This is a genomic window from Afipia sp. P52-10 (assembly GCF_000516555.1).
Classification (GTDB): domain Bacteria; phylum Pseudomonadota; class Alphaproteobacteria; order Rhizobiales; family Xanthobacteraceae; genus P52-10.
In genome coordinates this window covers 574,455-586,741 of sequence record NZ_AZSJ01000003.1, presented here as the reverse complement: position 1 = coordinate 586,741, position 12,287 = coordinate 574,455, and the positions used below count along the sequence as shown (strand labels likewise).

Annotated in this window: 11 protein-coding genes and 1 pseudogene; 10 read left to right on the top strand and 2 right to left on the bottom strand. The window is 60.4% G+C overall.

Annotated elements, in window-relative coordinates; translation table 11 throughout:
* Positions 1–14 precede the first annotated feature (14 nt).
* The 8 genes and pseudogenes from X566_RS04045 to X566_RS04010 all read left to right on the top strand — a co-directional run bounded on the left by X566_RS04045 (position 15) and on the right by X566_RS04010 (position 8,162).
* A complete protein-coding gene (locus tag X566_RS04045) occupies positions 15–1,178 on the top strand; it encodes an acyl-CoA dehydrogenase family protein (protein WP_034463705.1) in 1,164 nt (387 codons plus the stop codon).
* A gap of 61 nt (positions 1,179–1,239) precedes the next feature.
* Positions 1,240–1,719: pseudogene (locus X566_RS04040) on the top strand (MaoC family dehydratase); the annotation flags it as partial.
* A gap of 25 nt (positions 1,720–1,744) precedes the next feature.
* A complete protein-coding gene (locus X566_RS04035; protein WP_034463701.1) occupies positions 1,745–2,932 on the top strand; it encodes a CaiB/BaiF CoA-transferase family protein in 1,188 nt (395 codons plus the stop codon).
* A gap of 50 nt (positions 2,933–2,982) precedes the next feature.
* Entirely contained in the window at positions 2,983–3,960 is a 978-nt protein-coding gene (locus X566_RS04030) for a tripartite tricarboxylate transporter substrate binding protein (RefSeq protein WP_034463699.1), read from the top strand.
* 121 nt (positions 3,961–4,081) lie between these two features.
* The gene (locus tag X566_RS04025) at positions 4,082–5,005 is read left to right on the top strand and encodes a tripartite tricarboxylate transporter substrate binding protein (RefSeq protein WP_160170438.1); all 924 of its coding nucleotides are present in this window, start codon (positions 4,082–4,084) and stop codon (positions 5,003–5,005) included.
* Positions 5,006–5,076: 71 nt separating this feature from the next.
* Positions 5,077–6,033, top strand: coding sequence for an NADPH:quinone oxidoreductase family protein (locus X566_RS04020; protein ID WP_206538683.1), 957 nt, complete (start codon positions 5,077–5,079; stop codon positions 6,031–6,033).
* Between the two features lie 70 nt (positions 6,034–6,103).
* Positions 6,104–7,000, top strand: a complete 897-nt coding sequence (locus tag X566_RS04015; RefSeq protein WP_034463692.1) for a CoA ester lyase — start codon at positions 6,104–6,106, stop codon at positions 6,998–7,000.
* Position 7,001: 1 nt separating this feature from the next.
* Positions 7,002–8,162: an acyl-CoA dehydrogenase family protein gene (locus X566_RS04010; RefSeq protein WP_034463690.1), complete on the top strand. Its 1,161-nt coding sequence runs from the start codon at positions 7,002–7,004 to the stop codon at positions 8,160–8,162.
* A 14-nt stretch (positions 8,163–8,176) separates the two neighbouring features.
* On the opposite strand, the gene X566_RS04005 is transcribed toward X566_RS04010, so the two are convergent.
* Both X566_RS04005 and X566_RS04000 read right to left on the bottom strand, forming a co-directional pair.
* On the bottom strand, positions 8,177–8,602 hold the full coding sequence (locus X566_RS04005) for a MarR family winged helix-turn-helix transcriptional regulator (protein WP_206538682.1): 426 nt from the start codon (positions 8,600–8,602) through the stop codon (positions 8,177–8,179).
* A gap of 332 nt (positions 8,603–8,934) precedes the next feature.
* Positions 8,935–9,837, bottom strand: coding sequence for a MaoC/PaaZ C-terminal domain-containing protein (locus tag X566_RS04000; protein WP_081740045.1), 903 nt, complete (start codon positions 9,835–9,837; stop codon positions 8,935–8,937).
* A gap of 211 nt (positions 9,838–10,048) precedes the next feature.
* Between X566_RS04000 and X566_RS03995 the strand changes: the two genes are divergently transcribed.
* Positions 10,049–10,960: an SDR family NAD(P)-dependent oxidoreductase gene (locus X566_RS03995; RefSeq protein WP_034463685.1), complete on the top strand. Its 912-nt coding sequence runs from the start codon at positions 10,049–10,051 to the stop codon at positions 10,958–10,960.
* Positions 10,961–11,019: 59 nt separating this feature from the next.
* A complete protein-coding gene (locus X566_RS03990) occupies positions 11,020–12,249 on the top strand; it encodes an ABC transporter substrate-binding protein (protein ID WP_051443856.1) in 1,230 nt (409 codons plus the stop codon).
* Positions 12,250–12,287 lie beyond the last annotated feature (38 nt).

Here is a 12,287-nt window from a genome sequence, read left to right as displayed (position 1 = left end):
CCACGGAAAATATCATGCGAAAACTGACAGACGAACAGCGTGCGATCCGCGATGGGGTCCTAGCCGTATGCAAGCGCTTCGACGACGAATACTGGTCGGCCTGCGACCGTGAGGCGCGTTTTCCGTTCGATTTCCACAAGGCGATGGCTGCAGACGGCTGGCTCGGAGTGACGATGCCTGAGGAGCACGGCGGCGCGGGGCTCGGCGTGACGGAAGCGGCCATCGTCATGCACACGGTCGCTTCGGGCGGCGGCGGCATGGCTGCGGCGTCTTCGATCCACATCAACATGTTCGGCCCGCATCCGATCGTCGTGCATGGGACGAAGGAACAGAAGGCGCGGTGGATTCCGCGGCTGGTCTCCGGCGAGGATCAGGTTTGTTTCGGCGTGACCGAGCCGGATGCCGGCCTCGATACGACCAGCATCAAGACCTTTGCCAAGAAGGTCGATGGCGGATACCGCGTCTCCGGGCGCAAGGTCTGGACCTCGACCGGACAGGTCGCGAACAAGATCCTCCTGCTGACGCGGACGGTAGCGAAGCAGGACGTCAAGCGTTCGACCGACGGCATCACGGTGTTCTACACCGATCTCGATCGCTCCAAGGTCGAGGTGAAGCGGATCCCGAAGCACGGGCGCGCAGCGGTGGATTCAAACGCCGTTTTCATAGACGACCTGTTCATTCCGGAGGAGGATCGGATCGGTGAGGAGGGGCGGGGCTTCCATTATCTGCTCGACAGCCTGAATCCGGAACGCATCCTCGTCGGCATCGAGGCCATTGGTATTGGCCAGGATGCCTTGCGGCGCGCGGCACGCTACGCGCGAGAGCGCTCGGTATTCGGGCGACCGATCGGACAGAACCAAGCGATCCAGCATCCGCTGGCCGAATGCTGGTTGCAACTCGAAGCCGCGCAGTTGATGGCGATGACCGCGGCCGAACTATACGATGCAGGCGAGCCTTGCGGGGCCGAGGCCAACGGAGCGAAGTTTCTCGGCGCACGCGCAGGCCATCAGGCCTGCCAGCAGGCGGTGCTGACCCATGGCGGCATGGGTTACGCCAAAGAATACCAGGTCGAGCGGCTGTTGCGGGAAGTGCTCATCACCCGGATCGCTCCGGTGAGCGAACAGATGATCCTGTCCTTCATCGCCGAAAGGGTCCTGGATCAACCCAAATCCTACTGATCCCGTCCTTCGAACAGGAGTTCCAGTTCTGTAGGACGCAAAGCAACGAAGAAGCGAAGCAAGAAGCGAGGCCGCAATGCCAGGATTGTATTACGAGGAGTTTTCTGTCGGGCAGACGTTCGAACATCCGATCCGTCGGACGCTGACGGAAATGGACAATGTCCTCTTCACGGCGATGACGCATAATCCCGCCGCGCTCCATCTCGACGAGGAATATTGCCGCACTGAAACCGAATTCGGCGCACGCATCGTCAATAGCGCCTTCACGCTCGGCTTGATGGTCGGCATATCGGTGGGCGACACGACGCTAGGCACCACCGTCGCCAATCTCGGTTGGGACGAGGTTCGATTTCCGCGGCCCTTGTTCCATGGCGATACGATTCATGTGCGCTCGACCGTGGCGGAGCTGCGCGAGAGCCGATCGCGTCCCGATGCGGGCATCACCATCTTCCTGCATGAGGCGTTCAACCAGCGCAACGAATTGGTCGCGACCTGCAAGCGCTCCGCGCTGATGAAGAAGAAGCCGAAAGCCAGCACGTAAAGACAGTGAGTTCGAAAGGCGATCAATGAAGCCGTTAGCTGGAGTCAAGGTGCTCGATTTTTCCAAGGTGCTCGCGGGGCCGTTGTGCTCGCAGTATCTTGGCGATCTCGGCGCCGATATCATCAAGGTGGAGCCTGTCGGACTGGGCGACGAAACGCGCGGCTGGCCGCCATTCCGGGCGGCCGGTCTCGGAACGGTATTCGTCAGCGCCAATCGCAACAAGCGCAGCATTGCGCTCGATATGAAGAGCGATGAAGGACGCAAGATCGCCCAGGAGCTTGCCAGGCAAGCGGACGTCGCCATCGAAAGCTTCGGAACCGGTGTGGCGGAGCGACTGGGCATTGATGCCGGGACTCTCCAAGCCGCGAACGAGAGATTGATCTACTGCAGCATTTCCGGCTTTGGCCGCACCGGACCGTTGAAGAATTCGCCGGGCTATGACGTCATCCTGCAGGCATTCAGCGGCGTGATGGCTCTCACCGGAGACGAGGGCGGGGGTTACATTCGCAGTCCGATCTCGCCGATCGATCAGATGACGGGCTCTCACGCATTCAGCGGCATCCTGGCTTCACTGATCGAACGGCAGAAGACCGGAAAGGGCAGCACGGTTCGTGTATCGCTTCTGGAAACCGCCATCGGTCTGCTCGGCTACAATCTGCAGACGTTCTGGGAGCGTGGTGTACAGCCGCCGAAATGTGGATCGAGCCACGAGTCGTTATGTCCCTATCAAGCCTTCGAGGCTGCTGACGGGCCGATCATGATCGGCGTCGCCAACGACAATCTCTGGCGTAAGTTCTGCAGCGTCGCTGGGCTGGAGGCAATTGTCGACGATCCGAAATTCCGCACGAACGCGGATCGCGTGGCGCATCGCGCCGAGACGCTCGGTCATGTTCAGACGGCGATTGCCAAACGGCCGGTGGCTGATTGGGACGAGACGCTGGCGAAGATCGGTGTGCCGTGCTCGCCGATCAATTCGCTTGCGCAGCTGTTGGATCATCCGCACACGAAATCCACCGGAATGATTGTGGAATACGAGCACCCGGTTGCGGGGGCAATGAAGGGAATCGCGCAGCCGATCCTCTTCAACGAACAGCCGCGCAAGGTCGGGTTGCCGCCGCCGACGCATGGTCAGCACACTGATGAGGTGCTGGCCGAAATAGGATTGCCGCACGGTCGGATCGAAGAATTGCGCCGCGCAAAGATTATCGCCTGAGCAACAGGCGCAGGAGTCAGCAGAACACTATAACGAAGGGGGAAATCGTCATGGGTTTTGAAATCGGCCGCAGGGCTTTGTTGCAGGGGATGTTTGCGATTCCATTCATCGGCCGAGCCGGCGCGCAAACGCAGTGGCCGACCAAGCCGGTGCGGGTGATCTCCGGCGGTTCGGCAGGTGGCGGCAGCGACATCGCCTTCCGCCTCGTTGAGCAGCGCCTGCGGGACAAGTTCGGTCAACCTTTCATCATCGAAAATCTCACCGGCGCGGGAGGCACCACCGGTGCGGCCGCCGCCGCCAAGGCGACCGACCTGCATACCTTCTTCATCAGCAACGTCGCCTCAAATGCGATCGGCGTTCCGCTCTATAAGAATTTTCCGTTCAACCCAAAGACCGAGTTGCCGGGAGTCGCGCGCCTCTGCACTGTGACCAACGCCCTGGTGGTGCCTGCGAATACGGGAATCTCCAATGTCCAGCAGTTCTTGGAACGTGTGAAAGCAGACCCTGCGAAGGCCTTCTTCGGATCGGCGGGCCCAGGTACGACATCTCACCTGAGCGGTCTGCTGCTGGGCCAGCGGCTCGGCGTCGAGCTGACGCATGTCCCTTATAAAGGCACCGCGGCCAATCTGACGGCCTTGTTGCGGAACGACGTGATGTTCTCGGTCGAGAACCTGCCGGTGGTGATCAGCAACGTTCAATCCGGAAACTTGAAAATCCTCGCGGTGTCGCAAGCGCGGCGGTCGCCGCTCTTTCCCGATATACCGACACTGCAGGAAGCCGGCGTTCCCGATTTTGATATGTTTAGCTGGTATGGCGTGTCGGCTGCGACTGCGACGCCGCGCGAAGTGATCAACCGCGTCTCTGACGAGATCAACGCGGCGTTGAAGACGGAGGAAACCATCAAGCGTTTCCGCAACATCGGTTCGGATGCAGCGCCGCTCAATGCCGCGGATTTCGATAAATTCATTGCTGCCGAAATCGACAAGTGGACGCCGCTGGTCAAGAGCTCCGGTGCAACGTCGGATTGAGTCGAGGCTGTTCTAGAACAAGATCAATAACAACAGGGCGGGAGGGGTTGGAATGGTATTCGGAAAGATGGTCGTCCGAGCGGCAATTGCAGCGGTGGCGTTGATGGGAGCGAGCGCGGCAATGGCCCAGAGCGCGGATCAATATCCGTCGCGGGTCGTCAAGTTCATTGTGCCGGCGAGTGCCGGCGGACCGAGCGACATCGTCGCGCGGCTGGTCGCGGACAAGCTTACTCAGTCGATCGGGCAGCCGGTGATCGTGGAAAACCGTCCGGGCGGCTCGCTGATGATCGGCACTGCAGCGGTCGCGAAGAGCGACCCGGACGGTTACACGCTGCTGGTGACCACAAGTACGCCGATCGTCACCGTACCTTTCACGATGAAGAACGTTCCGTACGATGTGCAGCAGGATCTGATCACCGTCTCGCATCTGGGATCGACGCCGTTGGTTCTCTATGTCAGCAGCAACACGCCGGCGAAGAACCTGAAAGATGTGCTGGAGATCGCCAAGGCGAAGCCGGCGAGCGCCAACTATGGCTCCTACGGTACGGGATCGAGCGCGCACATTCTCAACGAGCACATGATCAAGCAAAGCGGCGTGAAGATGGTGCACATTCCTTATAAGGGCGTCGCACCGGAACTGCAGGATCTGGTCGGCGGGCAGATCCTGACCGGCGTCGCCGACATCGGTTCGGCCGCGCCGCTCGTGCAGGGTAACCAGATCAAGCCGGTCGCCGTCACCGGCTCGAAGCGGTCTGCTCTGTTGCCGGAGGTCGGGACGTTTGCGGAGCAGGGCATCGCCGGTCTTGAGCCGTTCTCGCCGTGGTGGGGCGTGTTCGCGCCACGCAAGACCCCGAAGCCGATCGTGGACAAGCTCTCCGTGGAGATTCAGAAGATCGTCCGCTCGCCGGAGTTCAACGCCAAGATGGCCAGCCTGGGTATCGAACCGACCGGTCTGCTGGTAGACGAAGCCGATCGCGCCACCCGAGACGAGATGGCGCGCTGGCAGAAGATCATCGCCAACCTATCGGATATCAAATTCGAGTAGTCGGCGGTCAGACGGAGACCGATGTGAGAGCAGTGGTTTGTGAGCGGTGGGCTCACTATAGCGAGTTGACGTTGACGAACATTCCCGGACCGCGTCTTGGTCCGGGGCAAGTGCGTATCGCGGTGAAGTATGCGACCGTGGGCTTTGGAACGACGTTGGTCGTCGCCGGCAAATATCAGCGCAAGCCGCCGCTGCCGTTCGTTCCCGGTACGGAAGTGGCGGGCCATGTGCTGGAGGTTGCGAGCGACGTCAAGGCGTTCAAACCCGGCGATCGCGTCGTTGCTTCGCTCGACTGGGGCGGCTACGCCGAGGAGGCGGTCGCGACCGCATTGACCACCTGGCCTGTGCCCGACGGCGTCGATCTTGCCGCCGCCGTCCATGTGCCGCTTAGCTATGGGACGTCCTATGCGGCGTTGCATTGGCGGGGCGGTTTGATGCGTGGACAGACGCTCGCTGTTTATGGCGCAGCGGGGGGTGTAGGGTTGACCGCCGTGCAACTGGGCCGGCTGGCCGGGGCCAAAGTGATCGCGATTGCCGGAAGTCCGCAGCGTGTCGATCTTGCGATCGCCCAGGGTGCGGATTGTGGTCTCGTGCATGGTGGGCCCGATCTCGGCAAGCGGATCAAGGCGCTGAACGGAGGTCGTGGCGTCGACATCGTCTACGATCCTGTCGGCGGCGATCTGTTCAACGAAGCGCTCCGTTGCGTGAAGGCGGAAGGCAAAGTCATTGTCATAGGCTTTGCGAGCGGGACGATTCCGCAAATTCCAGCGAACATTCTGCTGGTGAAGAACATCGATGTGATTGGCTTCAACTTCGGCCTCTATCTCGGATGGGGATTGACCGACGAGCGCGCCGCCTATGCGGGACGGCTTGCGGCGATGATGGAGACCTTGCTCTCCCATATCGCTGCGGGCGAACTGGCGCCGCTCGATTCCCAGCAGTATCCGCTGGAGAAATTTGTCGATGCCTTCGATTCCATCGTGGCGCGAAAATCGACCGGACGCGTCGTCCTGAAGATCGGCGACTAAGCGATCACCTCAACCATTGGGCGCCAGACGACCGCTGCGCTGGCGCTCCACTTCAATCAGAGACTTAACGATGAACCTCCGTTCCTGGCTTTTCATCCCTGGCGACAGCGACAAGAAGCTCGGCAAGGCCGACGCCGCAGGGGCCGACGCGCTTATCCTGGATATCGAGGATTCGGTCGCGGCGAGTAACAAGGAGATCGCGCGGGCCAAGGTGCGTGCGTTTCTTGATCAACGGCCGCCCGGCAAGCGCAACTCCGAGCTCTGGGTGCGCATCAATCCGCTCGATGATCCGTCGTCGCTGAAGGATCTCGCGGCCGTGGTTGGTGGCGCGCCGGACGGCATCATGCTGCCCAAGATCGATGGGCCCGCCGATGTGCTGCGGCTCAGTCATCATCTCGAGGCCCTCGAGATTCGCGACGGCGTTGCGCCGGGTCACGTACGCATCATGCCTGTCGCGACGGAAACCCCGGTCGCGCCTTTGCGCCTGAACGACTTTGTATCCGCCAAGCTGCCGCGCTTGCTCGGCCTGACCTGGGGAGCCGAAGACCTGAGTGCAGCGATCGGCGCGGCCACCAACACCGACGAAAGCGGCGAATGGGCGCTCACCTACCGCTGGGCACGCTCGACCATGCTGCTCGCAGCCAAGGCCGTAGGCATTCAGGCCGTCGAAACGCTGTATGTGAATTTCAAGGACAGCGAGGGCTTGCGTAAGTCCTGCAGAGCGGCGGCGCGAGAGGGATTTACCGGCCGTATCGCCATCCACCCGGATCAGGTGGCCATCATCAATGAGGCGTTCGCGCCATCGGCGGAGGATGTCGATCTCGCCAGACGCGTGATCGCGGCATTTGAAGCCCAATCCGCGACCGGCACCGTCGGCCTCGATGGCAAGATGCTGGACATTCCGCACCTCAAGCAAGCGCGCAAGGTGCTCGAAATGCACGAACAATATCAACGCAGAGGTCAATAGCATGGTTAAACGCACTCTCTTCTCGCCGGAACACGAAGACTTCCGCGCGACTGTCCGTGGTTTCGTCGAGAGCGAGCTCGTCCCGCATCATGCGCAGTGGGAAATCGACGGCGTCGTCCCGAAGCCGATCTGGGCGAAGGCGGGCGAACTCGGGCTGCTCTGCTGTGATCTGCCTGAGGAGTATGGCGGCTCCGGCGCGGACTGGCTCTACAACGCGGTGGTGATCGAGGAACTCGCGCGCGCCGGCATGAGCGGTCCCGGATTTATGATTCATTCGGAGATGGTGGCGCCCTACATCCTGTCCTGGGGCAATGAGGAACTCAAACGCAAGTGGCTGCCGCGGATGGTGAAGGGGGAGGCGATCGGAGCGATCGCCATGACCGAACCGAGCGCCGGCAGTGATCTGAAGAACATCCGCACCCGCGCAAAACGCGACGGCGACGCATACGTCATCGATGGCCAAAAGGTTTACATCTCCAACGGCCAGAGTTGCACATTCACCGTCACCGCTTGCAAGACCGATCCCGATGCTGGTGCGAAGGGCGTCAGTCTGATCCTGGTGGAGGCCGATCGTCCTGGCTTTCAACGCGGTCGGAATCTCGACAAGATCGGGATGAAGGCGCAGGACACATCCGAGCTGTTCTACTCAGGCATCCGCGTTCCGGTCGGCAATCGCCTTGGTGAGGAGAACAAGGGCTTCTCCATGCTGATGACCAAACTGGCGCGCGAGCGGCTGGTTCAGGCGGTGCGGAGCATCGTGGTGGCTGAACGAGCCATCGAATGGACGGTCGATTATACAGCGGAGCGCAAGGCGTTCGATGGCACCATTGCCGACTTCCAGAACACGCAGTTCGTGCTGGCGGCGCTGGATGCGGAAACAACGGCTGTGCGCGTGTTCGTCGATTGGTGTATGGAGCGCTTCATGCGCGACGAGCTCACGCCCGTCGACGCGGCGAAGGTGAAAATGCTGTCCACCGAACTGCAGTGCAAGGTCGTCGACCAATGTCTGCAATTCTTCGGCGGCTACGGCTATATGACCGAGTATCCGATCGCGCGTGCCTATATCGACGCGCGCATTACCAGGATCGCCGGCGGAGCGGTTGAGGTCATGAAGCAGATCATCAGCCGCGACCTCTTCAGCCGCGTGAAAACCAACCGCTGATACCCGCCGCAACGTTACCTGCGGCGGCGCGCGTTGCCGCCCGCAGGGGCTTCGATCATCTGCTTGATATTATTCTTCATCGCCGCGAGCACTCGCTCGGTTGTCGCGATATCCTTCTCGGAAATATCCGCGAACGTGTTGATATTGAGCCTGCGTCCGACGCTGCTCATCTGCTCGAGCACGGCGTGACCGAGCTTGGTTATGCGGACGCGTTGCGCCCGCCGATCCGATTTATCGACGGCGCGCACGACGAATCCGCCTGCCTCCAGACGGTTGATCAGCCCGCCGATCGCAACCTTGCCGACGTCAACCACCCGGGCGAGTTCCGTCTGCAACATCCCCTCGGCACGTCCTTCGCGGGACAATTGCGCCAGCACCCACCACTGCGAGCGGGTGATCTCAAGGTGCTTCATCTCCTGGTCGAACAGGGTCTTACGCAAGCGTGAAACGTCATGGACGAGGAAGCCGATGCGAAAGTCGCCCGCTTTTGCGGGACGATTTGCAGGCGGGGTCTTCGGAACAGATTTTGTGGCAGACTTCACAACGGACGGCATGTGCGCGGATGCTCCAGCGAGATGCAACGCGCCTGCAACGCCAGCCGGCCAAATTCGGTGACCGGCAACGATTCCATCGCGCAGCTTCGTTTGCCGGGGATACTCCGCGAGGCGGGTTCAAGTCCAGGGGCTGGGCCACGATCGGCAGTCTCGTCTGGCGTTCGCAGGCTGTCCGAAGTGTCCCGCTGTCATGAACCCCGCGTCTTGCTGGCGCGCGTTTAGCCGAGGACGGCGGTGCAACGATCGAGCACGACCGTATCCCGCTCGACAACCCGCGACCGGAAGCGGACTTCGTTGCCGTTAGGGAAGAATTCGGTGCGGATGGTTTCGCCCGGAAAAACCGGCTTGCTGAAACGGACAAACAACGACTTCAGCTGTGCGGGATCGTCGTCGGTGAATGTCGACAGGATGGCGCGTGTGGCGAGACCCAAGGTGCAGAGGCCATGCAGGATCGGTTGGTCGAAGCCGGCCTTCCTTGCCGCGACGGGATCCGCATGGATTGGATTGTAGTCCCCGCTCAAGCGATAAATCAGTGCGCTCTGAGGTAGGGTTTGAATGTCGCAGCTTTGCCCAGGTTTGCCGTCCGGCAGGGCTGCTGCAGCGGCAGGAACCTCGCCAAAGCTGCCGCAACCGCCATCACCACGCAGGAAGAGAACGCTGCTGACCGTAGCGAGGAGCGTCCCTGAAGCCTTGTCGTGTAATGTTTTCGATTGATGGAGAATGGCCCCCTTGTCAGCGCCTTTATCCTCGACGGCGACGATCGCGTAGGTGCCGACAACCGTCCCCTCTGCGGGAATCGGGTGATGAATTTCGAAACGCTGCTCGCCGTGCAGCAGCTTCAGGTAGTTGGCGCCGAGGGCTGGATCGCTGATCCACGAGCCCGGGTGTGCGAGCACGCAGCAGATCGAGGGGACAGCCTGCAAGCCATCTTCGTAGACGAATTTGAGTTGGCGCGGGTCGGTCGGATTGGCGCCATAGCCGAGGCCGAGTGCATAGAGCATGGTGTCGCGGCGCGTGTAGCGATGCTCGGTCGGGGTGAAGCGAAAATGACGAACGGCCTCGAGATTCACGATTGCCTCCCAAACGGCGCCGTCGATCGGCGCTTTTCTGAACGCGCTCATTCTAGCACATATAGTACACGTATGTACTATATGAAATGCACGCCGCCGTTCGTTGGCGCCTGGCATTTCTTTCAGAGCTCGGGATTCGTCCCCGGGCGGGTACGTAGGGAGATTCGCTCGTCTTTCGTGGTCGGGCTTGCGATCTTTGCCGCATATCATATAGTACACATGCGTACTAAATGACGACGCGTTGATAGCGAGGAATCTGGATATGGGCCTGCTGGATGGGAAGGTGGTGATCGTGACCGGCGGCGGGCGCGGGGTCGGCCGTTGCATTGCACTCGATGCGGCGCGCGAAGGTGCTAAGGTTCTGGTCAACGACCTGGGCGGGGACGAGGCGGGTCGCGGCGGCGAGATCGGGCCCGCGCAGGCTGTCGTGAATGAAATCAAGGCGTTGGGCGGCGACGCGCGTGCCGACGGGCACTCCATTGCCGATTGGGACGAGGCGCATCGCATCGTCCAGCATGCGCTCGATGCCTTCGGCCGCCTCGACGGTGTCGTCAACAATGCAGGCATCCTGCGCGACAAGATATTCCACAAGATGTCGCGTGAAGAGTTCGACGACGTCGTGCAGGTGCATCTGAAAGGCTACTTCTATGTTTCGCGTGCCGCTGCCGATCCGTTTCGCAAGCAGAACCAGGGCGCGTTCGTGCACATGACATCTACATCGGGATTGATCGGCAACTTCGGCCAGGCCAATTACGCAGCCGCCAAGATCGGCATCGTCGGTTTGTCGAAGTCGATCGCGATGGATATGCAGCGTTTTGGTGTCCGTTCTAATTGCATTGCGCCGTTTGCCTGGACACGACTGGTCGGCACCATTCCTGCGAACACGCCCGAGGAGCAGAAGCGTGTCGAGGGATTGAAGAAGCTGGAGCCGGAGAAGATATCTCCGTTTGCAGTGGCGCTGCTGTCCGATGCGGCAGCCAATGTCAATGGTCAGATATTCGGCACGCGCGCCAATGAAATCTTTCTGTTCGGGCAGTCTCGTCCGATTCGCTCCGTACACACCGCGGAAGGCTGGTCGCCGGATACGATCGTGGAGCGCGTGTTTCCGGCGATGGACGCATCGTTCTATCCGCTGCATCGATCGGGCGACGTGTTCTCCTGGGATCCGATCTGAGATCGGCCTCTCAAATCTCGGCGGAGCTTTCACCAACGAAGATCGTCAACGTCGTTCAAATGGAGGAAGCAGTGATCAAGTCGAAAGGAATCGTGGTTGTCGCAGCGCTCCTGAGCTTGGGATCTGCGGCGTCTGCTGCTGAGAAGGCTTATGGTCCTGGCGTGACTGACACGGAGATCAAGATCGGCAATACGTCGCCCTACAGCGGTCCGGCATCTGCCTTTGGCATGGTTCCGAGAACATCGGCGGCGTACTTCCGAAAGATCAATGCCGAGGGCGGCATCAATGGCCGCAAGATCGTTTTCGTTTCCTATGACGATGCCTACTCTCCGCCGAAAACCGTCGAGCAGACCCGTAAGCTCGTGGAAGGCGATGAGGTTCTCCTGGTGTTCAATTCACTCGGAACGGCGACCAATTCCGCTGTTCAGAAATATCTGAACGCGAGAAAAGTGCCGCAACTGTTCGTATCGAGCGGGGCGGCAAAGTGGAACGATCCGAAGGGCTTTCCGTGGACCATGGGCCTCGCTCCCAGCTACGAGAACGAGGGTCATATCTATGCCAAGTATCTCTTGAAGGAGAGGCCGGGCGCACGGATCGCCATCCTTTATCAGAACGATGATTACGGTAAGGATTATCTGAAGGGCATTCGGCTTGGCCTTGGCGACAAGGCGCCGTCGATGATCGTCGCCGAAGAGGCGTTCGACGTTTCGGAGCCGACCATCGACTCCCATATCGTCAAACTGAGATCGACCGGTGCCGATGTTCTGATGGACATCGCGACACCGAAATTCGCGGCACAGACCATCAAGAAGACGGCTGAGCTGGGCTGGAAACCATTGCATATTCTCAGTTACGTTTCGGCATCGATCGGCAGCGTCATTAAACCGGCAGGGTTCGAGAACGCGCAAGGGATCATCTCGGCGGCATATTTCAAGGATCCAAATGATCCGAGGTGGAGGGGCGACCCGGGTCTGAAGAACCTCAATGCTTTTCTCGATACGTATTTTCCGGATGCCAATCGCAGCGATACGTTGATCGTCAATGGATACAACGCGGCTCAGCTCCTGGTACAGGTGCTGAAACAATGCGGTGACGATCTCACGCGTGAGAACGTGATGCGGCAGGCGAGCAGCCTGAAAGATGTCCAGCTGGACATGCTGCTTCCGGGCGTCACGGTGAATACATCGCCGAGCGATTTTGCGCCGATCGAGCAGTGGCAATTGATGCGCTTCGAGGGGTCGAACTGGCATCTGTTCGGCGACGTCATCGTCGGCGAGCCACCGGGCTGAACGATTGCAATCGTCATCACATCAAGAAAGGACCAAGG